This is a genomic window from Geotalea sp. SG265, assembly GCF_022808985.1.
Taxonomy (GTDB): Bacteria; Desulfobacterota; Desulfuromonadia; order Geobacterales; family Geobacteraceae; genus Geotalea.
In genome coordinates, this window is record NZ_JAKZFT010000003.1 from 121190 (window position 1) to 145150 (window position 23961).

Here is a 23961-nt window from a genome sequence, read left to right on the forward strand (position 1 = left end):
AATTCTCCTTTGGGCGATGTGGTTTCGTGGCAGTACCACGACAAATATTGTGATAACAGCAACTGCCTGTCAAGCATGAAAAGTTGTTCACTTTTCCTGAACTAGTAGAAAAGCAAAAGCCCCTGTCTTTGCCGCCACTTTTATTAAAGTTTAGGTCAAAGCCAGGGGCTCTATCTGATAACTACCCTCGGTAGTTGTTTTTTAAATGGAGCGGGAAACGGGGTTCGAACCCGCGACTTCAACCTTGGCAAGGTTGCACTCTACCACTGAGTTATTCCCGCTCAACGAGTTCCTACTTATAGCAAACAGTTCCGACCGAGTCAACACTTTTTTCTACCATTTACTTTTTTTTCAATGGCTCCAGCAGGAGCGGCGCATAACACCCATCCCGCAAATTCCTGCCTGAGGCCTATTGAGGAGGTCATACGGCTGGGAACGGTGAAGAAACATGGGGTATATTCTCTGGGTTGAAATGGAGTACTCCCCAATCGAGGATTTCCTGCGGCGGAGCTCCAACAAGAAATACGGGAGGTTCCTGTCCGAGAAAACGAAGGGCCGCCAAGAGGAGCCTGCCCCCTTCCTTGCGCAGATCGATGTTTGCGGCAAGGGAAACGGCATTGTCCCGCTTGCTCAATTTTGCTCCGTCAGGACCGGTTACCAGGGGCAGATGAGCATACGATGGAAGCGGATAGCCCAGGAGCCGCTGAAGGTAGATCTGTCTGGGGGTCGAGGTCAACAGATCCGAACCGCGCACCACCTGATTGACACCGCTTGCCGCATCATCAACGACAACAGCCAGATGATAAGCGAAGGGGCCGTCGGCACGCCGGATGACGAAATCGCCGCAGGAGGCGGTCAGTACCTGGCTATAGCGTCCCATTATGCCGTCGGCAAAGGAAATGACCTCATCGTAAACCTTTACCCGATAGGCACGCTCCACTTTGCCTGGTGCTATGCCGTCGCGGCAAAGACCGGGATAGACAATTTCATCGGAGCCGGGAACTGGCGCGGACGCGATTTTAGCTATTTCAGAACGTGTACAGCCGCACAGGTAGGCCATCCCCTTGTCGATCAGTTCCTGCAAGGCATCATTGTATATCTCAGTCCTTCGGCTCTGATAGAGTACCTCCCCGTCCCATTGGAAACCGAGGATTTCCAGGGTAGCCAGCATGTCGTCGGCAATACCGGGAACAACCCGGGGCATGTCGATGTCTTCTATACGCAGCAGCCAGCGTCCCGAGGCATGCCTAGCAAAAAGGTAGCTTCCCAGTGCCGCCACAAGAGACCCCAGATGGAGCGGACCGGTGGGGGATGGGGCAAAACGCCCGACGGCGGCACCGGCTGTCATTCCGATGGAATCCATGGGAATGCCCCCTTGTCAGGCAAGGAACGAGCAGCAGTAATCAGCAACTGTCTTCACTTTCATTCTGAAGCTGGAATTTGCCGGCACCTCGAAGGATTCACCGCCTTTCACCGGCTGCCAGGACTGAGCATTGCCAATCTGCACATCCAGGTCTCCGGAGAGAATCTCCATGAGTTCGGCAGCGGCCGTTTTGAATTCATACTCTCCCGGCATCATGATGCCGAGAGTCTTCTTTTCCCCCGACGGGAAGATGATGGTGCGGCTGGTAACGCCGCCATTGAAGAAGATGTTGGCCTCTTTTACGACGGTGACGTTGTTGAATTCTGACATGGCTTACTCCTGAATTTGTGATTGCTACAGCAGTGATAGTTAAAGGATAGATTCGGGACTGTCAAGGGATTAAAAAAGGGCGGAAGAAAAATTCTCCCGCCCTTCGTTGCTGCTGTTCCGGCGAAAATCTTAGATGTCGAAGTAAAGGGCGAATTCGAGGGGGACCGGACGCATGCGGACCGGATTGACCTCTGCTTCGGTCTTGTACTCAATCCATTTCTCGATGACATCGGGGGTGAAGACGTCCCCTTTTAGGAGGAACTCATGGTCGTCCTTGAGGGCGTTGAGGGCTTCTTCCAGGCTCCCCGGAGCTGAAGGGATGTCGGCCAGCTCTTCCGGAGAAAGTCCGTAGATATCCTTGTCCAGCGGCTGCCCCGGATCGATCTTGTTCTCGACACCGTCGAGGCCCGCCATGAGCAAGGCGGCAAAAGCGATATAGCCGTTGCAGGAAGGGTCTGGCGTACGGTACTCGATGCGCTTCGCCTTGGGATTAGACGAGAACATGGGGATACGCAGGGAAGCGGAGCGGTTACGGCTGGAATAAGCCATGTTTACCGGAGCCTCGAAGCCCGGAACCAGACGCTTGTAGGAGTTGGTTGTCGGGTTGGTGAAGGCGCACAGTGCGCGGGCGTGCTTTATAATGCCACCGATATAGTAGAGAGCCATCTTGGAAAGACCGCCGTAGCCGTCACCGGCGAAGAGGTTGGTACCTTCTTTCCACAGGGACATATGGCAGTGCATACCGGAGCCGTTGTCGCCATAGAGAGGCTTCGGCATGAAGGTTACGGTTTTGCCGTTCCTGTTGGCCACGTTCTTGATGACGTATTTGAACCACTGCAGGTCGTCAGCCATTGCAACCAGGGAGTTGAAACGCATGTCTATCTCTGCCTGGCCGCCAGTAGCGACCTCGTGGTGCTGGCACTCGACGCGGATGCCGACTTTCTGCAGCTCCATGACCATCTCGTTTCTCAGGTCGTTCTGTGAGTCGGTCGGAGAAACGGGGAAGTAGCCTTCTTTGTGGCGGGGCTTGTAGCCCAAGTTGGGGAATTCTTCACGGCCGCTGTTCCAGGTACCTTCCACAGAGTCAACAACATAGAAGGACTGGTTGGAACTGGAGTCATAACGGACGTCGTCGAAGATGAAGAATTCGGCTTCAGGCCCGAAATAAGCGGTATCGGCAAGGCCGGTGGATTTCAGGTAGGCTTCTGCCTTGCGGGCGATGTTACGCGGGTCACGGCTGTAGTCTTCCTTGGTGATCGGATCGAAAATGTTGCAGATCAGACTCAGGGTCGGAATAGCGCAGAATGGATCCAATTTGGCAGTGTTCGGATCAGGAATGATGATCATATCGGAAGCATGGATCGGCTGCCAGCCACGAATGGAAGAACCGTCGAAACCCTGCCCTTCTTCAAAGGTATCTTCACCGAATTCACTCATGGGCACAGTAAAGTGCTGCCAAATACCGACAAAATCCATGAATTTGAAATCGACCATCAGTACGCCGTTTTCTTTGGCAAATTCTACTACCTGTTTTGGTGTCATCTAAAATCTCTCCTTTTTAAATATTTTAAAAATGAGTCTACAGAGCGTCTTCGCCCCGCTCACCGGTCCTGATCCTGACTACTTCTTCCACAGGGGTCACAAAAATCTTTCCGTCTCCGATTCTGCCGGTTTTGGCAGCCTGTTCGATGGTATCGATGACCTTCGTCACAACTTCGTCGCTGACGATAATCTCGATCTTGATTTTAGGGATGAAATCGACCACGTATTCGGCACCGCGATACAGTTCGGTGTGGCCTTTCTGGCGACCAAAGCCTTTGACTTCGGCGATGGTTATCCCTTGAATGCCAATCTCGTTCAGTGCTTCCTTGACTTCATCAAGTTTGAAAGGCTTGATTATGGCTTCGACTTTTTTCAACGATCTCACCCCCCGAATCCGTTTTGCTCAAAAGCGAGCGGATTATATGTGCCTTGCCTCTAAAATGCAAGGCTAATCAACTCGAGCCAAGGATCGTGATCTTGCAGCTGTGGAAAGTATAGCAATTCTTTTGCCAATGGCTGCAATCAAAGATTCTACTGTAGAATTGACAAGTTACATATGAGCAGCAACAAAGATGATGCCACACAAGCCCACATCTTAGGCAAATCGGAGCAATCTGCCTAATATATAGTCATCCGGCAAGTTCATGCTGTGCGGGTTGCCTCCTCAAGGAATGCATGCAGTTGATCCACCCGCGGCATGGCAACCCCTTTCCGTCGGGCTGCAGCCAGAGGTTGGGCAAAAATGGCGTCGAGCTCCAGCTCCCTTCCCTCTTCGCGGTCGATCTGCATGGAGGGCTTGTAGGCCCCCATGGCGTCGGTAAATTCAAGCATTTCTTCGGCATAATCCAACGATATCGGCGAAGAAAGACCTTGAGAGTTCGCTGCCTTGATGAGCTCGACCATGATTTCGCGAAGAGACTGGCGCGTCCTTGGATGGCTGAGAAGAACGTTGACCGGCTTTTGCAACAATGCACAGGTGCCGTTGAAGGGGATATTCCAGACCAGTTTTTCCCACCGTGCCTTTTTCAGGTCGGCAACGGCACAACAGGGTACGCCCGCATCACTGAAAAGGTTTGCAACCATTTCCGCCCGCTCCATTTCCCTTCGCGAATGCTCGCCGAGGATGATCCGGCCTGCCCCCAGATGATGTACCACGCCCGGCTCTCCCCTGTTGGAGCAGAGGAATGCCACGCCCCCCATGACCCGGTCGCCGCCGAAAATTTCGGCAAGGGCATCTTCGTTACCGAGGCCGTTCTGCAAGGTAAGGATGATGCTGTCATCCCTCAGGAGCGGCGTTATGAGCTCACGATATGAGTGATTGGCGAAGGTCTTCAGTCCCACAAGCACCAGGTCCACCGATCCAATCTCCTGGCTGCTTCCGTAGCCGGCAACGGGAAAGAGCCGGAAATTGCCGTTGATTGAGAATACGCTGAGCCCCTTCTTTCTGATCGCTTCCAAATCGCGCCGCAGAAGAAAACGGACGTCATTTCCTCCTTTCTGCAGCATCGCTCCATAATACAAACCCAGGGCTCCTGCACCAACCACCGCTATTCGCACTGAAACCTCCATAAACTTGTAAATCGACTGTTAACACTGTATAGTGATCACGTTTTCATACTTGCACAAGGAATCAGCTCACGGACATGCGGCTCTCCCTGCGAAATATCGTTTTTCTCACACTGGCGCCGCCTTTTTTCTCCCTTACCGCCCATGCCGACTTTTACCGTTTGCAAACCGATGATGGGGTGGAAGTTTTTACCAATACCCCCACCACTGTCGGGGCAGTTAAAATCATGAAAGAAGAGGCGCCGGGGCGCCCCCCCCAAAGGAAAAAAGTCCCCCTGAAAAAGGCCGTGCTGGAAACCACCAAGCCTACTGCCCATGAAGAAGAGAACCAGCAACAGCAACTGGATCTGCCTCTTACCGGCAGGATTTCCTCAAACTACGGCTGGCGCCATGATCCCATTGACGGCAATTTAAGGCATCACAGCGGCGTCGATATAGCCGTCGTCTCGGGAACACCGGTCAAAGCAATCGCGCCGGGGACAGTAACCTTCAGCGGCAACCGCGGCGGCTACGGCAATCTCATCATCATCGAGCACGAGGGGGGCATGACCTCTCTCTACGGCCACAATTCCGTACTGCTCGTGTCCGAAGGAGAGACCGTCGATGCCAGTAAGATCATTGCCCTCTCCGGATCCACCGGCCGCTCGACCGGCCCCCACCTTCATTTTGAATTGTGGAAAAACGGCACGAACCTGACCCAGGCTTACATCGAAGACCGTCAGGGCAGCTTCAAAAATGCCGCCATGGCCGCCAGTCGCATTCGGCATGACGAGATCAAGCGGTTCGTGGAAAAGAACGGCACCATCGTCTTCACCAACCTTCCCCAATAGCCCCCTGCAACACTTTTCAAGGTACTGTCAGCCCCGTGGCTTCGTTTTCCGCGTCGGCACTGCATTCCAGGGATCGTCGGGCCAGGGATGTTTCGGATAGCGCCCCTTCAACTCCTTTTTTACTTGCGGATAGGTGGCATTCCAAAAATTCCGCAGATCCTGTGTCACCTGGATGGGGCGGCGTGCCGGGGAAAGAAGATGGAGCGTTACGGTTACCCGGCCTTCGGCCACAGTTGGAGTGTCGGCGAGACCGAATAGCTCCTGCAGCTTCACCGCCAGCACCGGCGGCTCGTCTTCGGAGTACTCAAGTGGAATTGACGAACCGCTGGGGACGGTGACGTGCGCCGGCGCCTGCTCTTCCACGAAGCGAAGCTGTGGGTAATCCAACAAGTGCTTCAGTGGCGCCAAGATGTCAATTGCATGGAGTTCCGATTTTGTCTTAACTCCGCCCAGGAACGGACCCAACCATTGGGGCAGTATTCGCAACAAATTATCCGCTGAAAAATCAGGCAGCCCCACATCGGGAAAGACTCGGGAAAGGAAATGAACCCGCAGCCGAAACTGTTCCACCCGGTTGGTCCAATTCAGGGCAGCAAGCCCTGCACCGGCTGCAATTCCATCTAGCAGAGCGGTTGCCGTCTCCTCTGCAGTAGGAGCAATCGGTCTCGTCGCCAGGACAAGAGCACCAAGGCGCTCCTCCTCCCGGGCCAGCACCCTCTGTGACTTTTCATCCCATGCCACTACGCGCAGCCATTGGATCTCACGGTCAAATTCCTTGCGTATCGTGCCCAGATCCAGAGTTGTGGCTGAATGTATCTGGCCATCTCCCTTCTCCCCTCCTTCCATGACGACGGCAACGATGAAAGGAATATCCCGGAGAGAGCTCCTGCCGCTCAGGGTTCCCCCCTTGCCGTTGGCAAGCAGGTAGCGAGGAGAACCCGCCTCCCGCTGCTGACCGACGCGATCGGGATAGGCCAGTGCCAGCAAAAGCCCTACAGTTGCAGCAGTTAGCGGAAGAGCAGCCTCGTTGCAATCTGCCTGTTTCCGCAATTGCATGGCCAAGCGGTCCACGGTCGAGATGCTTTGGTGGTCGGGAAGCTTTCCTACCCTCCCCCCCTTTCGCCAGTCAGACAAGAGTTCAAGCCGATCGACGATATCGCTATCGCTGGTTTCAGGTCTGTCGGCAGGGTTGAAGGAAAAAACATCCCGCTCGGTGAGAAGCGCGGCGATATCGCAAGCCACTCGCCCGTATCCCCTTCGCTTCCCTTCGATAATGAGATGGGCCAGGCGAGGATGAACCGGCAGTAAGGCCATGCTGCGGCCAAGTTGGGTGATGAGAAAATTACTGTCGAGAGCTCCGAGTTTTCTCAACAGTTCACGGGCTTCGGCTAGGTTGGCAGCGGGCGGCGCATCGAGCCACGACAGGGCAGCGGCATCGTTCTCCCCCCATAAGGCCAGCTCCAGGGCAAGTGAAGAAAGATCCGAAGAGCGTATCTCGGGGGTGGTGAAGGGAATGAGCGTCGATTGGGAATGCTCCATCCAGAGGCGGTAGCAGATACCAGGCGCTGTACGACCGCCCCTGCCGGCCCGTTGGATCGCTGACGCTGCGGATATGCGGGTGGTGACCAATCGATTGAGGCCGGTGGCAGGATCGAAGCGCAGTTGGCGGCACAGGCCGCTGTCGATGACAACCCTCACCCCTTCGATGGTCAAACTGGTTTCGGCAATATTGGTGGCGAGCACTATTTTACGCCCTGGGCCCGGCACGATGGCCTGTTCCTGCCTGGCATACGGAAGATCGCCGTACAGGGGGTGGACAGCAGCTTTCACCGTGCCGTCAAGAAGGCTTTGGCAGCGCCTGATTTCTCCCCCCCCCGGCAGAAAGACGAGGATGTCTCCTTCCGTCTCGGCCAATGCCCTGCGAATGGCGGCTGCAGTTATATCCGCGGTTCGCCCTTTGGGCTCTGCGGGCAGGTAGCGGATATCCACCGGGTAGCTGCGCCCTTCGCTGGTCAGAAGGGGTGCACCAAGAAGCTGTGCTATGGGCGCTCCATCAAGGGTGGCGGACATGACCATTAGCTTCATGTCAGGGCGCAGGCCGAGCTGGGCGTCGCGGCAGAGGGCCAGAGCCAGATCGCTCTGCAGGTTCCTTTCGTGGAACTCGTCAAAGATGACCAGTTGAACCCCGGCAAGTTGTGGATCGGTCTGCAAACGCCGGGTGAGGATGCCTTCGGTGACCACCTCGACACGAGTTGCAGCTGAGACTTTTCGTTCGAAACGGATAGTGTAGCCGATGGTTTTTCCCACCGTCTCGCCCAGCTGGGCAGCCATCCATCGAGCGGCATTGGCGGCCGCCAGACGGCGAGGCTCCAGCATGACGATTCTGCTGTCCTTGGGAAGGGCCTGCAGCAGCGCTAGCGGCACCCTCGTCGTTTTTCCAGCCCCCGGAGGCGCCTGGAGCACAACGGCAGGATTTTCTTGAACGGCTTGCAGCAACTGGGGAAGGATATCATCGATGGGCAACCGTTTCATTGAGCTAGCGAAAAAGGGCATCCAGTCCGGTGAGGTCGATCCCCACCAGAGATTCGACCACCCTGGCAGCAGCCCCAAGTTTCTCTTCGGGATAGCTGTTGGTCACGGCGAGGACCTTGAGCCCGGCAGCGGTGGCGGAGGCAATACCGGCTGGGGTATCCTCTATGGCAAGGCAACGGGCAGGGGCAATGCTCAGCGCAGGAAATGCCTCCGCAAGCCTTTTCACGGCAAGCTGGTAGCTTTCCGGATCGGGCTTGCTGGCTGCCACCTCATCGGCGGTGACAAGTATGTCGAAAACACCACCGATGTGCAGCTGCTGAAGGATTGGTGCAATATCGGAAGCAAGGGCGCCACTGCAAAGGCCGATCGGGCAGGTACCTTTTAATGTACGGATCAGTTCCACCACCCCTGGGAATGGGGTTACCCCAGCGGCAATGATGCAGTTGAAGGCAGCTGCCTTTTTGCCGATCATCATACTGAGCTCATCGGCATCGAGGGCCTTTCCTCCGGCGGCATAGGCTTCCCGGAAGGCATCCCGATCATCGAATCCGATATAATGCCCCACATACTCCTCCCAGGAGTAACCAAGGCCAAGAGGAACGAGTACCTCCTGAAAGGCCTTGTAATGAAGCGGCTCCGTATCCACTATGATACCGTCGAAATCGAAAATAACCGCGGCAGGCATGACTCCTCCGTTATTCTAAAATCTGCCGATGAGGGCCAGGGACGCGCCATCTGTGGACACGGCAGGCGCAATGGTCAACCTGGAGGCGTTCTTGCCGGCATGGTAATTGGTCACGACCCTGCCGCAGAGTTCACCGATGACGGCCCCCAGCAATACGTCGCTGGCCCAGTGTTTATCCTGATAGATACGTGAAAAGCCGACGAATCCGGCAGCGGAATAGGCGAGCATTTTGACGCTGAAACTGTCGGATGTTCTGGCAACCACCGATGCCATGGCAAATGAGCTGGCGGTGTGCATGGAAGGCATGGAATCGTAATCGGTGGTAAAGGAAAATGGTTTGAAATCGGCCTTGTCCCCGCTTTTAAAGGGGCGCCCTCTGCCGAAACCTTCCTTGAGAAGAAAAGTGGTGGCATCGGCCAGGATCAGCGACTCGCCGAGCATCTCCCCCAGGCTCCGGTATTTTTCGGAACCCGCCAGGACGCCGCCGCCGTAAAAGGCAGCAGCCACGCCAAGATGAAGATAGGGACTGCCCACGAAACTGCCGGCATCGGTCGCCCGATCCAGATTCTTTCCCTTGAGTCCCATGACCTTCGACCTGATATCGTCATCGAAGTAATAGGTTAGCCCTACGGCTCCCGCCGCGGCGAGCGTACCGAAGATATTCTCCCGATCTACCGGTGCTGCTGCAACCTGGACCGCTTCTTGACCCAGACGTCCCAGTTCATCCTTGATGGCCGTGGTACTGTTGAAGAGATTGTCATCGGCAGCCAGTGCCGGTGAAGAACAAAGCGTCAAGACCACCAAAAGATAAATCAGCCTTTGCACATAGACCCCTGTTTGTGGAACCGATTATTTTTCAACACCGCTGCCCTGCTAGACAGATGAGCCAATAAACGATAAATCCCCAGACGACGGAAACAGTCACCTGAGGAGGGTTATCGTATATCATACATTGCCGGAAGGGCTCTTGACACAAACGCTACGACCGTTGCCGCCGGGTAAAGGTCAGGGCATCCTTGATCTCGTTCCAGCGCCCCCGGTCCTCATCGGACATTTTATCAAAATATTCTTGAACGAAAACGGCAAAGACCGACAGGAAAAAGGCGGTAACCGTTGAAAGCAGCACGATCAATGAGCGTTTCGGCTTGCTCTTCTTGGCAGGCACCACCGCATCGTCCAGCACCTGGATGGAGGACGAATCCTTAGCCTCGTTATACTTGGCCACCTCGTACTGTTTTTTCAGCTGCTCGTATATGGCTTCCTGGGTCTTCACCTCCCGCAGCCTCCGGGCGTATTCCAGCCCCAGGTTGGGCACACTGCCCACCGCCGGAATGACATCGCCGGCGCTGTTGCCGGAAAAAGCCCCCACCTGGTTGCGCAGCTTGGCAATGGAGGTCCTGAGCAGTTGCACGTCAGGGCTTTCATCGGTCTGGAAGGATTTGAGGGAGGCTAGCTGCACCTCCTTGGCGACGATCTCTGCCTTGATTTTAGCAATCCCTTCGATGGAGGCGGCGGCCTGGGAATCAACCTTCAACATCTTGTTTTTTTCCTGGAAGTCACGCAGGCTGTTTTCCGCCTTGGCCAAGTCATCCTTCACCAGATCCAGGCGTTTTTCAAGAAAGCTCCTCTCGGTCCCCGCCTTGGTCAGGTTAAGCTGAACGCTCCTGTTTCCCAGTTCGGCGACCATGGTATTGGCAAGGGTCGCAGCCAGCAGCGGATCCTTGTTGTCGGCAGTGATGGTAATGATACCGTCTTTACCGGCCTGGGTCTTTACAACGCCAGCCAGGGCCAGCCTCGCCTCATCAAGGCTTTTGCATTCGAATTTCTTCTGCAGGTCCAGCTTCTTAATGACGGCATCGGCAACGGAGCGGCTTTTCAGAATGCCCAGATAGAGGTCGGAACTCCCGCCGAGGGCACCACCGGCAAGGCCGGCCAGTCCCCCCACTTGTCCCAGCAGCGCAGAGATACCGCCCCCCGAGTCTTTCTGCGGCGGCAGGACCCGGGCAGTGGCCGTATATACATTGGGCATGGTCAGGCTTAATCCGACCGACAGCACCACCGCAGCCGCACAGACCTTGATAATCAGCTTCTTGCGCTTGACGATAACCCTGAGGAGATCGAGAAGGTTGATTTCCTCTTCCGCTTGCAGCTCGTCTCTATTCGTTTCCATCCCCATCCTCTTATTTCAGGCCGATAAAGACCGTACCGGCAGTAAGGGCAATCTGCGAAATAATGGTCGTGATATCCTTGATGTCTCTGAGCCAGGCGGTCCGCTCGAGTTTCTGGGGCACGACCAGGGTATCCCCGGGATTCAGCGGCTTGGACATGAAGCTGCCGAAGCTCCAACTCTTGTCGTCTTCATTCCAGCGAATGCCGAATTTCGATTGCTGGCGGCTGTCCACGGAACCGTCGGCTTTTATGATATACATATCGTCCTCCTCCGCATCGTGATTCGGCCCGCCGGCTTGGCTGAGATACGAGGCTACCGTGCTGCCGGGAAGATGGACGAAGGTGGTCGGGTTGTAGACCTGCCCCATGACGTTGACGACGCTGGGAACGGGAGGAACCTCCAGCACATCTCCTCCGGACATCTCCAGGTTGTAGGGGGTCTTGGACAGGTCCTCAACCGAAACCAGATGCACCACCACGCGCCCCTCCGCCTTTTTCTGCTTGAGCTGCTCAAGGTTCTTCTGCAGCCCCTCCAGTGATGCCTTGGTGGCCTCCAGCTCTTCTTTCGATGCAGCCAGCGAAGCCAGTTCCCCCTGTTTCTTGACGATGTCCTGTTCGCTGCGGGCTATGACTTCTTCCATACGCTTCTGCTGGCTTTCCTGGACCGATTTCCGGGTGAATTTGGCCCCCTTCAGGTAGGCTTCCCGGGTAAATCCGCCGGCCCGCCTGATGACCGAATCCAGCCGCTCCCCTTTGGCAATGGAATAGATGCCGGGAAAGCGGAATTCACCTTTGAGTGTGACAAAGCGGTCTTCCGTATCGAGCCATTGGGGAATGGACCTGACACTGAGAACATCGTCGGCTTCGAGCACCAGATTGTGCTCCGGGTCGTCCGCCATGGCGCGTTTCAGGTCGACCATCTTCCGCTTCACCTGTGCCTTGCCCTCTTCTACCCTGATCCGGGTCAGCTCGGCATTCTCCAGGAATGCGTTTCTCTTGGGACTGCCGGCGGCGGTGAGAAGATCCCTGACGGTCATGCGCGGATAGTAGTCGTAGGTGCCGGGATTGAGGACTTCGCCGTTGATGGAGACCATCGGCTTTTCTTCCATCTCCGAACGTGGAAAGATCTTGATGGAGTCCTGCTCCAGGAGCAGGATATTCTCCTTTTCATCCCCTTGCAGGGCCTTGCGCAGGTTCACCGACGATGTTTCCTTGTGGAAATCGGGTGGCACCATCCGTGAGATTTCGATGGACTCAAGGTAGGAATCGGGCAGGAGGGCAGCAAATGAGGGTATCAAATCGATAATGCGCATCCCTTCCTTGTACTGGTATTCACCTGGGCGGACCACATTTCCCTTGAGAGTCACCACGTGCCGCAGCGCCTTGAAAACAGGGAATACCTTGATCATATCCTGATCCTGCATCGCAATGGCGGCTAGATCGAGTCCACTCTGCCCCGGTTTAATTTCGTAATCCTGTACCACCCGGGCCTTGTTTCCTTCAAACCGCTCGACTTGGACCCTGGCAGTATCGCCGGCGGCAGTGATGCCCCCGGCAAAGTCCAGCACCTGAGACAGGGAGGTCTTGCCGCGGAGTTCATAAATGCCCGGACGCTTGATTTCGCCGGCCACGGCGGCTACCGGTCCGATTACCGGCACCAGCAGGGTATCGCCGTTTTCCAGACGCACATCCTTGCTGCGGTCGCCCCCAAGCAGCATGTCGTACAGATCCACTTCCTGCACCAGCTTGCCTCCCCGCAGCAGGCGCACCGTGCGCAGGCTGCCGTTCTTGGAGGGCCCCCCAGCCTGGGAAAGGGCATTGATCACTGTCGCCAGGGAACTGACCGAGTAGGTACCTGGAGATTCCACTTCGCCCACCACATATACCTGAATGGTCCGCAGTTTCCCCAGTGTCACATTGAGCTCATAGCCCTTGTAGTAACGGGATATGGCCTTGTTGATGACATCTTTTGCCTGGGAATAATTGATGCCCCATACCTTCACGGTACCCACCTTGGGCAGGGTTATTTCGCCGTTCCGGTCCACTACAGCATCGTACCTGGCCTGCAGTGTTCCCCACAGGTCGACCCGCAGGGAATCACCCGGACCGATGATGTAATCCCCCCCGACGGGAAGGTTGTCGCTCATGGTCAACGTGGCGAGGCTGTTCTGGAAGAAATCGTAACCGAACTGCTTCAACTCCCTTTTAAACGGGTCCGCTTCCAGGTTGTCCTGAAAGGTCGCCACCTTCCTGGCAAAGGCTTTTTCCAGTTGGGAGCCCTGTTCTCCGGCAGCAAGCGGCGTGGCCTTTACCTCGTTGGAAAAAATCACCTGCTCGGCAACCTTTTCTTCTTCCGCTTCGGTTTCCTGTTTGGTCTGAGCAGTTCCCTGTACCTTCACATAGTAGATATAATTGTTGACGAGTCCGCGCAGCGTGTATTCCCGAACGCTACCCACCTCGATTTTCTTTTCATATCGCCCCGGTTCCAGGCCGTAAAAGAGGGTGAATTTTACCGGAGGATCGCCCGGCCTTACCTGCAGGCCCTTCACGTCCCAGCTGAGCCGAACCAATCCGTCCCCCGGTTCGACCTTGAGGAATACCTTTGCCTTCTTTGCCTTAGGTTCCTTCGCCTTTTCTTTTTCTTTGAGCAGATTCGTCTTTTCGGCAGGAATCCGCTCGCCACCGAGCAAATCCTTGCCGGTCAGACTTCTATCCACTTCGCCGGGCATCCTGCTGCCGGAAAAGTCAGCACTGCCACCCTTGCCGGGAACGATCATCGGCTCGTTCAGTTCCGTAAGGGGTATCCCCTGCTTGGTTTCACCGATAAAAACACCCTGGTTCTCATTCTGCTTGGCTTCATCCATGGAGAGGGCAAATGCGGGCACGGCAACGATGAAGATCAATAGGGTCACAATAAAACAGCTAATGCTCTTTTTCATGCTCTTTTCCTGAATGGTTAGTGGCAGCGACAAACAAAAAAAAAAACAGCAATCCCCGTTGGAGGTTACTGTTCATGACTGGTGATCCCAAGGGGACTTGAACCCCTGTTACCGACGTGAAAGGCCGGTGTCCTAACCGCTAGACGATGGGACCGGAAAAGGAACGCCCGCTGAATTGTGAATGGAGAATAATTCCCGGAAGCTTTTGTATTCCTTTCACCCTTCACTTTTCACGCTTCGCTCTTTTATTTTTTATGGCTGGGGTGCAAGGATTCGAACCTTGGATGACGGAGTCAGAGTCCGTTGCCTTACCGCTTGGCGACACCCCAACATGAACGCCTTATATAGCAGATTCAGATTGCGCTCGTCAACAATTTTTCCCGAATCCGGGTGAAGCTACTGTCTGGCCCTGAGAGCTCCGGCCTCGATGGCCTTGATGTTGGCGGGTATAAAGCGATGATTCCGCTCGGGAAGGACTTCCTTGAGCCCATTCTCAAGAGCGGAAAGGGATACCGCGCCGGATTTTTCCACATAGGCGCCGAGTCCGATCATATTGACCATCCTGGCGTCGCCCAGATCCATGGCCATGTCGTTCATGGGTATCTCGATGACCTGGATATCGGAACGGTGAAAGTTTTCCGTGCTGACCAGGCTGGAGTTGACGATGCAGACGCCGCCAGGCTTGACTTTGGCGCCATATTTGTCCAGGGAGGACTGGTTGAGAATGATCATGAACGAGGGATTACCGACAATGGGAGATCCCACCTCTCCGTCGGCGATGACTACCGTGCACATGGCCGCACCGCCGCGTTTTTCCACCCCGTAGGAAGGGTAAAAGGAGACGTTTCTGCCCTCGATAATGGCCGCGTAGGCAAGGAGGTTGCCGGCCAGAAGGGCTCCCTGCCCGCCGAATCCCGATATGAACACATCCTGTCGCATGGGAATACTCCTACAAGTTCTTGAACACACCGAGCTTGAAATAGTCGATCATTTCTGTTCCGACCCGCTCGTTGGCGGCAAGGGGATTCATCCCCCAGTTGGTCGGACAGGCGGATAGAACCTCGATGAACGAGAAGCCTTTTCCTTCCACCTGGTATTGGAAGGCTTTCTGAATCTGTTTTTTTGCGTCAATCAGATTTTTTGGAGAGTTGACCGCCACTCTGGCAGAGAAGGCGACTCCTTCCAGTTGCGCAAGAAGTTCAGCCATCCTGACGGGGGCACCGTCCTTGGCCTTGTTCCTGCCATAGGGAGAGGTGGAGGTCTTCTGCCCCACCAGTGTCGTCGGTGCCATCTGCCCTCCGGTCATGCCGTAGGTGGTATTGTTGACGAAGAAAACAGTGATATCTTCGCCACGATTGGCGGCATGAATAATCTCTGCCGTGCCGATGGCAGCCAGGTCACCGTCTCCCTGGTAGGTGAAGACGAAGTTTTCGGGCTTGGCCCGTTTCACTCCGGTGGCTACCGCCGAAGCACGCCCGTGTGGCGCCTCGACCACGTCAATATCGAAATAGCCGTAAAGAAAAACCGAGCAACCCACCGATGCGACGCCGATGGTCCTCTCCTGTACGCCGTACTTGTCGATCGCCTCGGCAACCAAACGGTGGATGGTTCCATGGTGGCAGCCGGAGCAGAAATGTGTCTGCACGTCCTTCAGGCTTGTCGGTCTTTTAAAAACCTGCTGCATAACAATCCTCTTAAAAGTTCGATGTTCGAAGTTCGAGGTTCGGGGTTACTCCTCACCCCTCACGCCTCTCTCCTCACTGTCTATAAGTGTTTCCTGATCTGTTCGAGCAATTCCTCTGGTGTGGGCAACGAACCGGCTCCCGGGGGCCTGCCGTAGAAGCTGACTTCTGCATCCCTGGCCACGGAGAGCCGGACGTCTTCCACCATCTGTCCGGCATTGAGTTCCATGACGAGAACCTTCTTGCAGGTTTTGGTCTGCTCAAGCAGCGCCTTTTCCGGGAAAGGGAACAGGGTGATGGGGCGCAGCAGGCCGACTTTGAGCCCTGCTTCCCGGGCCATCATGATAGCCGTTTTGGCAATTCTCGCCGTCGAACCGAATGCGGTGACGAGCAGTTCAGCGCCAGCCGTCTCGTATTCCTCCCAGCGCACCTCCTGCTCCTTCAGCGCCTGGTACTTTGCATGGAGCTTCCAGTTATGGGCTTCCAGTTCCCCATCACCAAGATAGAGGGATTTGACCACGCGCTGCTCCCCTCCCCCTTTGCCGCGTACCGCCCAATCCTTGGCCGGCAGATCCCGCACCGGCCGTTTGTTGGCGATCAAGGCTTCCTTCATCTGTCCCACGACCGAGTCTGCCAGTATCATGGTCGGCATCCTGTAGATATCCGCGAGATCGAACGCCAGCATGGTGAGGTCGTACATCTCCTGAACCGAAGCAGGAGCCAGGACAATAATATGGTAACCGCCGTGCCCTCCCCCTTTTACGCTCTGAAAGTAATCGGCCTGGGAAGCATCGATCCCCCCCAGACCAGGGCCCGAGCGGGAAATATTGACGATGACGCCGGGAAGTTCCGACCCTGCCATATAAGAGATCCCTTCCTGCTTGAGGGAAATTCCCGGACTTGAGGAAGAGGTCATGGCCCTGACACCGGTGGCAGAAGCACCGAGGAGCATGTTGATTGAAGCGATTTCGCTTTCAGCCTGGATAAATTCGCCATTGAGCTTGGGCAGCTCCCGGGAAAGATATTCAGGGATGTCACTCTGGGGTGTAATGGGATATCCGAAGTAATAGCGGCAGCCTGCCTCTATGGCAGCCATGGCCACCGCCTCGTTTCCTTTGACGAACAGACGCTTTGTCAAAACAACCTCCGGTACTGAAACAGGTAAGCAATTTCTACAGGAATGACTATGGAAGAAACGGCTTGAACCAGAATGGGATACTATGGATTACCTGAAGACGGCAATGGCGACATCTGGACAGATTTCTGCACAGAGAGCGCAGCCTGTGCACCTGTCAGTCGCATTGATACGGGCGGGAGTGTAGCCCTGGTTGTTTATCTTGTCGGACAAAACAAGCAGCTTCTGTGCACATGCTATGGTACATAAGCCGCAACCTTTGCAGCGTTGCTCATCGATGGTGATCATTGCCATGGGAATGTTTCCTTGTTACTGAACGCTCCGGTATTCCGGCAGGTCAAATTAGCAAATATGTCTCTGAACAGTCAATGCTTTTTATCAATTAGTTAACCTTTTTTCTTGATTTGAAGAAATAATATAGTTAAATATAAAAACCTTGAATTAAACATTCTCTTGTCTTGACAAAGGAGGAAGTAAAATGGCCTCAACCTTGTTGGAACTGACAGCAAGCATAGTTTCTTCACATGCATCCGTATCTGAAATGTCCGGTGAAGAACTGATTGCCGAATTGCAGAAAGTTCACGCTGCACTGCAGAAACTGGAAGCACCCGCAGAAGCTACGGCAGAAGCTGAAGGCAAGCCCGCCATATCCCTGAAAAAAGCTTTCCAGCCCGACCAGGTTTCCTGCATGATCTGCGGCAAAACAGGCATGAAAACCCTCGCCCGCCATCTGGCCCAGGTGCACGACATGAAGCCGGGAGCATACCGGAAACAGTTCGGGATCCCGTCGTCGCAAGCACTTACTGCCAAAAACTTTTCTGAAGCCAGAAGGAAAATGGCCCAGGAACGCGGCCTTGCCGACAATCTGGCAAAGGCCAGGGCAGTAAGGGCTGCCAACATCAAGGCAAAGGCCACTTCCGATGAAAAGCCGGCCAAGACAGCCAAACCGGCAAAAGCTGCTACCAAAGCCACTCCCAAAGCAGGCGCGACCAAAAAAGCCGCCAAAGGTCAGGCGAAGGCAAAAAAAGCCTGATTCCTCTTCCCCTGGTCTGCTGACGAAATCCCCATATGCCATTATCCTGAAAGGACCGGCAGATGGGGATTTTTCGTTCTCCATCCCTCCTTGTACCATAGGTTCAGGACGTTTTCGTCAACCAAAAACCCAAACATGGTTGACAACATTTATCCACTATGTTAATCAAGAACCCGGAGGATATCCCGATGACCATTAATCTTGACCTATTGGCTGACCGCATTGGAAATGGAGGCACCATCACCCGGGAAGAGGCGCTGCAGCTTGCCGATCTGAGCGGGTCCGCCCTGTTTCCACTTTTTTGCGCCGCAAACCGCATCAAGGAGCATTTCGTAGGGGACAAAGTATTCCTCTGTTCCATCATCAATGCCAAATCGGGCCGCTGCCCCGAAAACTGCTCATTTTGCGCCCAATCGGCACACCATAGAACCGACGCCCCAGTCTATTCGTTGATCGACGAAGAACGTATGGTCGCCTGCGCCAAAGAAGCCGAAAAAAGCGGCTCATCCTGCTACGGCATCATAACCAGCGGCACCTCGGTCAAAAAGGGGGACGAACTGGACCGGATCTGCAATGCGGTACGCCGCATCCGTCGGGAGACGGGAATCACCCCATCCTGTTCCCTGGGCATCATTGACGCTGAAACGGCATCTGCCCTCGTGGCAGCCGGAGTGGAAACATATCACCACAACCTGGAAACCGCCCGCAGTTTTTTCCCCAACGTCTGCACCACCCATGACTACGAGGAAGATGTGGAAACGGTACGTGTGGCAAAACAGGCGGGACTGAAGGTGTGCTGCGGGGGGATCTTCGGCCTCGGCGAAAGCGCGGCCCAGAGAATCGAGATGGCCTTTACCCTCCGGGAACTTGATGTTGACTCCATTCCCCTCAACTTCCTCAACCCCATCCCCGGCACCAGGCTCGAAGGGGCCCACAACATCACCCCCATGGAATGCCTGCAGACCATCGCCCTCTTCCGTCTGATTCTCCCCACGAAGCGAATTTCCATCTGCGGGGGGAGAGAGAAGAACCTCCGCGACCTGCAGTCGTGGATTTTCTTTGCCGGTGCCAGCGGCACAATGATCGGCAACTACCTGACCACCACCGGCCGGGCAGCCGAAGAAGACTGGCAGATGCTCAAGGACCTGAACCTCTCGGTGGCAAACTGCTGCGATTAGCGGCATTTATGTCAATGGAGGCCGAAGAATGGCATTGAATAAGGGAATATTCATTACCGGTACCGATACCGGTGTGGGCAAAACCATAGTCTCGGCTGTGATAGCGCGACTTCTAAGTAACAGAGGATTGTCGGTCGGAGTCATGAAGCCGGTTACCAGTGGCTGCATCCAGGTGGGGAGCAATCTGATTTCCGAAGATGCGGAATTACTGAAGTGGGCAGTGCATGCCCGGGAAAGCGACCCGGACGTGACCCCATACCTGCTCAGGGAACCATTGGCCCCCTCGATGGCCGCCGAACGGGACAAGGTCCGTATCGATTTTTCGGCAATCAAGGCTGCCTATGAGCGGCTGGCGGCTAAATACGACTTTGTCATCGTCGAAGGTGCGGGGGGGCTGATGGTACCCCTGGCCGGAGGACTCTTGACTGCAGACCTGATCAACTATCTGGGTCTGCCGTTGATCGTTGTCGCCAGGCCCAACCTGGGCACTGTCAACCACACCCTGCTCACCACCTTCGCCGCCCGGCAGATGGGCATCCCCGTCCGGGGGATCATCGTCAACAATTATCCCGCTATTCCAGATACCGCCGAGGAATATGCACCACACCTGCTCGGTTCCCTTTCCGGTGCTCCGCTCCTGGGGGTCTTCCCGAGAAGCGAGAGCCTCGACCAGCATGCCCTGGTGCAGGAACTGGTTACGACCCTTGAAGCCGACCCGGCAACGGCACTGATGCTGCGCGAGATCGGCATCTGAACCGATTAATTCATACAGCATAAAAAAAAGGGGCCGTCACCGGCCCCATCAACAGCTGCAATCCCTCCTACAAAATCCTCAGAAGGTTCCCCGTAGAAATTCAGCCATAACAACTACAGGGGTTTTTCCTCTCGAATTGGTTTCCTTGATGTCTGGCATAATGGTCGGCATGGCGAATTTCACCTTGCCGTCTTCAACTTCCATCAGGGAGCGGGTCGCCTTGACGACACCGTAACCTGCGCCAAGAAGGGCTCCAGCCGCAGCGCCATATGCCAGACGGTCAACGTGGTCTGCCGGATGTCTGGTAAAGGCAAGCAGGGCGCCGCCGACCACCGTTCCGGCCAAACCTCCATAGATTGAATTGGTGAATATCTCTTTGAAGGGGTTTCTTTCCAGGGTCTTGTGATCATCCGCAGCAAAGGAGGGGACGGCAGCAATTATCGTCAGCAGAACTGCCGTCAGCAGAAGGGTAAATGTTCTTAGTCTCTTCATTTTTCGCTCCCGGGATTATCCAAACAGTCACATGGCAGCAATATCCGAACCAAATCTGATTAATGCAGCCACTCGGCTGATATTATTGTTGAGCACATCTCGGAAGATACGCAGGTTTCGGTTCGATGAAAGGCTGAACGGGAGAATCGGAACGGGTCCGACATGGAACAGTTGTACCTGATGGAGAGTAATGTTGATGTGATAAGGGGCACCGGAAAGCGAAAGTAAGCCATTTGGAGGTGAGAGTGTTGCAAATTTGCTACATTTTCTTCAACTTGTGCCTGACCAGCTCCAGTTCCTCTTTCCGGCTGGTGACCTTGCCATCAAGCCGCGCCTTCAGCACCAGGTCGAGCAGCTCCCGGTAGACAGGCCCCGGCGGCACATGCAGGCGTCGCAGATCATGACCGGTGATGAAACAGCGGATGTTCTGCAGCTTGGTGAAATAGAGTGAGAGCCATTTCTTGACCTCATCGCTGCCGGTTTTTGACATCAGGTAGAGCAGGACTTCCACTGGGAGATCTTTCAGCAGGAAAAAGACCTCGCTGTTTGCCATGGTGCCGTTCCTGACAGCCTTTTTTTCCATGGCTGCCAAAGCCTCCTCTCCCTGACTGCGGGTCTCGAACAGCTTCTCCCGGTAGTGCTCGCTGACCGAAAGCCTCGTACAGGTCCCCCACAGCTGGTCATGGGTCAACGATTCGCACAGGACAAGGAAATATACTGCCCAGCGTTCATAGGAGCGGTCGAGGAAGAGAAGATCGAACCAGGTGAGGATCCTGCGGGATTCTTCCAGCAGGATCCGCGTCCGGCTCGTCAATTCCAGCACAGGATGGATGAAGCGGAGCAGGCCGAAGGACGCCATGCGTTCGATGGCTTTGATGGGCTCCTTTTCCCGCAGGATATGGACCAGCTCAGCCAGAAGCCGTTTCCCCCCCAGTTTTTCGAGGAAATCCATCTTCACCGCATTTTTGATGAGATTCTCCGTGTGCTTGGCAATGGTGAAATTGAGCCGTTGCTCGAAGCGGATGGCCCGGAAAACGCGGGTCGGATCTTCCACGAAGGAAAGGTTGTGCAGCACCCGGATCAAGCGATCCTGCAAGTCCCGTTGGGCACCGAAAAAATCGAGCATGACACCGAAATGAGATTCGTTAAGCCTGATGGCGAGAGTATTGATGGTGAAATCGCGGCGGTAAAGATCCATTTTAAGCGAGGAACGCTCGACGGTAGGCAGGGCCCCTGGAGAAACGTAATACTCCAACCTCGTGCTGGCCACATCGATCTTGAAGCCGTCGGGAAAGACAATGACCGCCGTGCCGAATTTATCGTGGCTCTTGACCCGGCAGCCGAACCGGCCGGCAAAGGTTTCGGCAAAGAGGATGCCGTCACCTTCCACCGTAACATCCACGTCCAGGTTGGGCACATACATCAAGAGGTCCCTGACGAATCCCCCCACTGCGTAGACCGGCACGTCGAGGCTGTCCCCCACCGTGCCCAGATCGTGCAGTATCTGTAGAATCCGCGGAGTCAGGGTTCTGCCCATGAGCCCCCGCATCTCCTTGCTCTTCATGGGCACGGGGGCCCGGGCGAGATCGTAAAGATCCTCGCCGTTGTGCATATAGCGCAAGATATCGGTGCGTGTCACGACCCCTGCCAGCCGGCCGTCGTCGAGGACCGGGACCAGGCGCCGGTTGCGCCCGATCATGTAGTCCTGGATCTCCTTGATGCCGGTGCCGGGGGTGGCGGTCATGAATTCCGAATGCATGTAATCGGTAACCGGCACCTGGCCCAGGTTGTGGTATAGTGATTTTTCCACAATACGCCGGGAGATGATGCCTGCCAGGCGGCCATCTTTCACTACCGGCAGGGCGTTGACATTGTAGCGGGTCAGCATCTCCCTGGCCTCTTCCATGGTTGCCCCGGCGTCGATGGTTTTTACCGGAGAGGACATGATGTCTCCGGCCGTCCGTCTCGGGTTGACCCTCGCCCGCAGGACTTTTTCCAGCTTCTCCAGTACCTGGATGACGGTCAGGTCCTTAACGGCAGCCGAAGCGGCAGACGCATGGCCGCCCCCGCCGAATTCCTGAAGGATTTCGCTGACATTGACCTCGGAAATCCTGCTCCTGGCAACAATGTAAACCCGGCTCGCCATGCCGACGACGACAAAAAGAGCTTCAAGATTTTCCATATCCCGCATCATGTGGGCAAGGACGGCAATGTCGCCGATGTAATAATCCACCGACGCCTGGGCGATGGAGATTTCCACCCCGTGAAGCTCTGTGGTTTTCAAGGACTTGAGCAGGTCGTTCAACAGTGAAACCTGTTCAGCGGTCAGTTCCTGGGTAATGAAATCGGCAACCGTGTTGAGACTGGCCCCGTGCTCCAGCAGCCAGGCCGCGGCATGGAAATCTTCAGTCGTGGTGGAGGGAAAGATGAGGCTGCCGGTATCCTCGTAGATGCCGAGCATCATCAGGGTCGCTTCGGTGGGGTTCACCTCCACCCCCTGTTCACGCAGAAGTGAGGTAAGGATGGTGGTGGAAGAGCCGCTGGCGCGGATGACGCCGCCGGTGGGGACAATGTCTCCGGACGATTCGGGATGGTGATCGTAGATGTGGATTTCCAACCCGGGACGGTGCAGGATTTCGGCGAACCTGCCGATGCGCGAGGAGTGCTGGCAATCGACGATGATCAGGCGGGTGATGGCCGTTAGGTCCACATCCTTCAACCTGGTGAAATTAAGGGCATAACCGGTGGACTTGAGGAAAAAGTCGCGCATGCTTTTTTCCTGGGCTCCGGAAAAAACCATCAGCGCGTCGGGATAGAGTATCTTGGCCGCAACCATCGCCCCTAGGCAATCGAAATCCGCATTTACGTGGGTGGTAATGACCTCCATCAGATTACCGTCATGGCAGCATAGGCGACAACCTGGCGGTTATCCCCCGTAACATCGCCGCTGGTGGCATAACGGACCAGCCTGGCCGTCGTTGCTCCCAGGCTCTTGGCGGCCACGAGCATCACCGTTGCCGGAACGGCACCGCACATAGTGACGTCCTTTTCCCGGCAGACCTGCAGCAGTCCTTCTCCATCGAGGGAAAGCGCCTTCTCCAGCGCCTGCTCGTCCTTCTTTTTTGCAGCAGCGGCGGACTCGTAATGGGACATGTCGCTGCTGGCCACGATCAGGACTTCCTTGTCGTATTCCCGTATGGCTGCGGCAATGCCCGAGCCGAGGATCTGACAGCTCTTGAAATCGCCGAAACCGAGGCAAAGGGGGACAACGGTCACGTCCGGGCGGAGAAACTGGAGAAAGGGAAGTTGCACCTCAAGGGAGTGCTCGAAAAGGTGTGCCTTGTGATCGGCCTCGACCAGGGGAGCATGCTTTCTGATAAGCCCCGCCAGGACGCTGTCGATGGGGACACTCCCCAGAGGGGTCTGCCAGCTCCCCTCGGGAAAAAGGGCGGCCCGGGCGCCGATGCCGTGATGATTGGGGCCGAGGATGACGACAGTCGGGGGAATCCTCACCTGGCCGAACAGCGCGCCGGCCACGGCACCGGAATACATGTAGCCCGCATGGGGAGATATGACCCCCAGGGCCTTTTCCCTCTCCGGTGCTGCCACGACCATGGATTGAAGCTGAGCGCGCAGTTTGTCGGGATTGTCGGTGTAGAACTGACCTGCCACTGCCGGCTGACGAATCATGGCGCCTCCCGTTGCTGGATATCCCCGGTTCCATGAACCGG

At 55.5% G+C, this 23961-nt stretch carries 21 protein-coding genes and 3 tRNA genes; 4 read left to right on the forward strand and 20 right to left on the reverse strand.

Annotation, left to right across the window (positions count from 1 at the left end):
- Nucleotides 1-206: 206 nt before the first annotated feature.
- The 6 genes from ML541_RS04805 to ML541_RS04830 all read right to left on the reverse strand — a co-directional run bounded on the left by ML541_RS04805 (nucleotide 207) and on the right by ML541_RS04830 (nucleotide 4792).
- Nucleotides 207-281, reverse strand: a tRNA-Gly gene (locus ML541_RS04805).
- Nucleotides 282-421: 140 nt separating this feature from the next.
- Entirely contained in the window at nucleotides 422-1363 is a 942-nt protein-coding gene (gluQRS, locus tag ML541_RS04810; protein ID WP_243371302.1) for a tRNA glutamyl-Q(34) synthetase GluQRS, read from the reverse strand.
- Between the two features lie 15 nt (nucleotides 1364-1378).
- Complete coding sequence (locus ML541_RS04815) at nucleotides 1379-1693, reverse strand: pyrimidine/purine nucleoside phosphorylase (RefSeq protein WP_243371303.1); 315 nt, start codon at nucleotides 1691-1693, stop codon at nucleotides 1379-1381.
- A 129-nt stretch (nucleotides 1694-1822) separates the two neighbouring features.
- The gene (gene glnA, locus ML541_RS04820) at nucleotides 1823-3235 is read right to left on the reverse strand and encodes a type I glutamate--ammonia ligase (RefSeq protein WP_243371304.1); all 1413 of its coding nucleotides are present in this window, start codon (nucleotides 3233-3235) and stop codon (nucleotides 1823-1825) included.
- A 37-nt stretch (nucleotides 3236-3272) separates the two neighbouring features.
- Entirely contained in the window at nucleotides 3273-3611 is a 339-nt protein-coding gene (locus ML541_RS04825) for a P-II family nitrogen regulator (RefSeq protein WP_243371305.1), read from the reverse strand.
- Nucleotides 3612-3877: 266 nt separating this feature from the next.
- Nucleotides 3878-4792, reverse strand: coding sequence for a putative 2-dehydropantoate 2-reductase (locus tag ML541_RS04830; protein WP_243371306.1), 915 nt, complete (start codon nucleotides 4790-4792; stop codon nucleotides 3878-3880).
- Nucleotides 4793-4878: 86 nt separating this feature from the next.
- Here ML541_RS04830 and ML541_RS04835 point away from each other — a divergent pair, with 86 nt between their 5' ends.
- Entirely contained in the window at nucleotides 4879-5631 is a 753-nt protein-coding gene (locus ML541_RS04835) for a M23 family metallopeptidase (protein WP_243371307.1), read from the forward strand.
- Nucleotides 5632-5658: 27 nt separating this feature from the next.
- Here ML541_RS04835 and hrpB read toward each other — a convergent pair whose 3' ends face one another.
- The 11 genes from hrpB to ML541_RS04890 form a co-directional block, all read right to left on the reverse strand.
- On the reverse strand, nucleotides 5659-8163 hold the full coding sequence (gene hrpB, locus ML541_RS04840) for an ATP-dependent helicase HrpB (protein WP_243371309.1): 2505 nt from the start codon (nucleotides 8161-8163) through the stop codon (nucleotides 5659-5661).
- A 4-nt stretch (nucleotides 8164-8167) separates the two neighbouring features.
- Nucleotides 8168-8848, reverse strand: a complete 681-nt coding sequence (locus ML541_RS04845) for an HAD family phosphatase (RefSeq protein WP_243371311.1) — start codon at nucleotides 8846-8848, stop codon at nucleotides 8168-8170.
- A 15-nt stretch (nucleotides 8849-8863) separates the two neighbouring features.
- On the reverse strand, nucleotides 8864-9673 hold the full coding sequence (locus ML541_RS04850; RefSeq protein ID WP_243371313.1) for a phosphatase PAP2 family protein: 810 nt from the start codon (nucleotides 9671-9673) through the stop codon (nucleotides 8864-8866).
- A gap of 154 nt (nucleotides 9674-9827) precedes the next feature.
- Complete coding sequence (locus ML541_RS04855; protein WP_243371314.1) at nucleotides 9828-11018, reverse strand: Wzz/FepE/Etk N-terminal domain-containing protein; 1191 nt, start codon at nucleotides 11016-11018, stop codon at nucleotides 9828-9830.
- A gap of 10 nt (nucleotides 11019-11028) precedes the next feature.
- Nucleotides 11029-13956, reverse strand: a complete 2928-nt coding sequence (locus ML541_RS04860; RefSeq protein ID WP_243371315.1) for an SLBB domain-containing protein — start codon at nucleotides 13954-13956, stop codon at nucleotides 11029-11031.
- Between the two features lie 79 nt (nucleotides 13957-14035).
- A tRNA-Glu gene (locus tag ML541_RS04865) sits at nucleotides 14036-14110 on the reverse strand.
- A gap of 101 nt (nucleotides 14111-14211) precedes the next feature.
- Nucleotides 14212-14285 (reverse strand) — tRNA-Gln (locus ML541_RS04870).
- A 67-nt stretch (nucleotides 14286-14352) separates the two neighbouring features.
- A complete protein-coding gene (locus ML541_RS04875; protein WP_243371317.1) occupies nucleotides 14353-14895 on the reverse strand; it encodes a 2-oxoacid:acceptor oxidoreductase family protein in 543 nt (180 codons plus the stop codon).
- 10 nt (nucleotides 14896-14905) lie between these two features.
- Nucleotides 14906-15640: a thiamine pyrophosphate-dependent enzyme gene (locus ML541_RS04880; protein WP_243371318.1), complete on the reverse strand. Its 735-nt coding sequence runs from the start codon at nucleotides 15638-15640 to the stop codon at nucleotides 14906-14908.
- 80 nt (nucleotides 15641-15720) lie between these two features.
- Nucleotides 15721-16776 carry a 3-methyl-2-oxobutanoate dehydrogenase subunit VorB gene (locus ML541_RS04885; RefSeq protein WP_243371319.1) on the reverse strand — a complete coding sequence of 352 codons (1056 nt, stop codon included), beginning with the start codon at nucleotides 16774-16776 and terminating at the stop codon, nucleotides 15721-15723.
- Between the two features lie 87 nt (nucleotides 16777-16863).
- Nucleotides 16864-17067 (reverse strand): 4Fe-4S dicluster domain-containing protein, encoded by a 204-nt coding sequence (locus ML541_RS04890; protein WP_243371320.1) that lies wholly within the window; start codon nucleotides 17065-17067, stop codon nucleotides 16864-16866.
- Nucleotides 17068-17251: 184 nt separating this feature from the next.
- Between ML541_RS04890 and ML541_RS04895 the strand changes: the two genes are divergently transcribed.
- The 3 genes from ML541_RS04895 (at nucleotide 17252) to bioD (ending at nucleotide 19738) form a co-directional block, all read left to right on the forward strand.
- Nucleotides 17252-17806 (forward strand): MucR family transcriptional regulator, encoded by a 555-nt coding sequence (locus tag ML541_RS04895; RefSeq protein ID WP_243371321.1) that lies wholly within the window; start codon nucleotides 17252-17254, stop codon nucleotides 17804-17806.
- Between the two features lie 188 nt (nucleotides 17807-17994).
- A complete protein-coding gene (bioB, locus tag ML541_RS04900; protein WP_243371322.1) occupies nucleotides 17995-18984 on the forward strand; it encodes a biotin synthase BioB in 990 nt (329 codons plus the stop codon).
- 28 nt (nucleotides 18985-19012) lie between these two features.
- Entirely contained in the window at nucleotides 19013-19738 is a 726-nt protein-coding gene (bioD, locus tag ML541_RS04905; protein ID WP_243371324.1) for a dethiobiotin synthase, read from the forward strand.
- 78 nt (nucleotides 19739-19816) lie between these two features.
- Here the strand turns inward: bioD and ML541_RS04910 are convergent, their stop codons facing one another.
- The 3 genes from ML541_RS04910 to amrB all read right to left on the reverse strand — a co-directional run bounded on the left by ML541_RS04910 (nucleotide 19817) and on the right by amrB (nucleotide 23920).
- The gene (locus tag ML541_RS04910) at nucleotides 19817-20230 is read right to left on the reverse strand and encodes a hypothetical protein (RefSeq protein ID WP_243371327.1); all 414 of its coding nucleotides are present in this window, start codon (nucleotides 20228-20230) and stop codon (nucleotides 19817-19819) included.
- A 259-nt stretch (nucleotides 20231-20489) separates the two neighbouring features.
- The gene (locus ML541_RS04915) at nucleotides 20490-23117 is read right to left on the reverse strand and encodes an A-adding tRNA nucleotidyltransferase (RefSeq protein ID WP_243371329.1); all 2628 of its coding nucleotides are present in this window, start codon (nucleotides 23115-23117) and stop codon (nucleotides 20490-20492) included.
- Nucleotides 23117-23920, reverse strand: a complete 804-nt coding sequence (amrB, locus tag ML541_RS04920) for an AmmeMemoRadiSam system protein B (protein ID WP_243371330.1) — start codon at nucleotides 23918-23920, stop codon at nucleotides 23117-23119. Before amrB ends, ML541_RS04915 begins: the two co-directional genes overlap by 1 nt.
- Nucleotides 23921-23961 lie beyond the last annotated feature (41 nt).

What these genes read in the sequence shown, in the direction of transcription:
- ML541_RS04855 (WP_243371314.1), bottom strand. Translation starts at nt 11,018, where the DNA reads ATGGAAACGAATAGAGACGAGCTGCAAGCGGAAGAGGAAATCAACCTT.
- ML541_RS04860 (WP_243371315.1), bottom strand. Translation starts at nt 13,956, where the DNA reads ATGAAAAAGAGCATTAGCTGTTTTATTGTGACCCTATTGATCTTCATC.
- bioB (WP_243371322.1), top strand. Translation starts at nt 17,995, where the DNA reads ATGACCATTAATCTTGACCTATTGGCTGACCGCATTGGAAATGGAGGC.
- gluQRS (WP_243371302.1), bottom strand. Translation starts at nt 1,363, where the DNA reads ATGGATTCCATCGGAATGACAGCCGGTGCCGCCGTCGGGCGTTTTGCC.
- ML541_RS04895 (WP_243371321.1), top strand. Translation starts at nt 17,252, where the DNA reads ATGGCCTCAACCTTGTTGGAACTGACAGCAAGCATAGTTTCTTCACAT.
- ML541_RS04875 (WP_243371317.1), bottom strand. Translation starts at nt 14,895, where the DNA reads ATGCGACAGGATGTGTTCATATCGGGATTCGGCGGGCAGGGAGCCCTT.
- ML541_RS04910 (WP_243371327.1), bottom strand. Translation starts at nt 20,230, where the DNA reads ATGAAGAGACTAAGAACATTTACCCTTCTGCTGACGGCAGTTCTGCTG.
- ML541_RS04880 (WP_243371318.1), bottom strand. Translation starts at nt 15,640, where the DNA reads ATGCAGCAGGTTTTTAAAAGACCGACAAGCCTGAAGGACGTGCAGACA.
- hrpB (WP_243371309.1), bottom strand. Translation starts at nt 8,163, where the DNA reads ATGAAACGGTTGCCCATCGATGATATCCTTCCCCAGTTGCTGCAAGCC.
- ML541_RS04835 (WP_243371307.1), top strand. Translation starts at nt 4,879, where the DNA reads ATGCGGCTCTCCCTGCGAAATATCGTTTTTCTCACACTGGCGCCGCCT.
- ML541_RS04845 (WP_243371311.1), bottom strand. Translation starts at nt 8,848, where the DNA reads ATGCCTGCCGCGGTTATTTTCGATTTCGACGGTATCATAGTGGATACG.
- ML541_RS04890 (WP_243371320.1), bottom strand. Translation starts at nt 17,067, where the DNA reads ATGGCAATGATCACCATCGATGAGCAACGCTGCAAAGGTTGCGGCTTA.
- amrB (WP_243371330.1), bottom strand. Translation starts at nt 23,920, where the DNA reads ATGATTCGTCAGCCGGCAGTGGCAGGTCAGTTCTACACCGACAATCCC.
- ML541_RS04915 (WP_243371329.1), bottom strand. Translation starts at nt 23,117, where the DNA reads ATGGAGGTCATTACCACCCACGTAAATGCGGATTTCGATTGCCTAGGG.
- bioD (WP_243371324.1), top strand. Translation starts at nt 19,013, where the DNA reads ATGGCATTGAATAAGGGAATATTCATTACCGGTACCGATACCGGTGTG.
- glnA (WP_243371304.1), bottom strand. Translation starts at nt 3,235, where the DNA reads ATGACACCAAAACAGGTAGTAGAATTTGCCAAAGAAAACGGCGTACTG.
- ML541_RS04815 (WP_243371303.1), bottom strand. Translation starts at nt 1,693, where the DNA reads ATGTCAGAATTCAACAACGTCACCGTCGTAAAAGAGGCCAACATCTTC.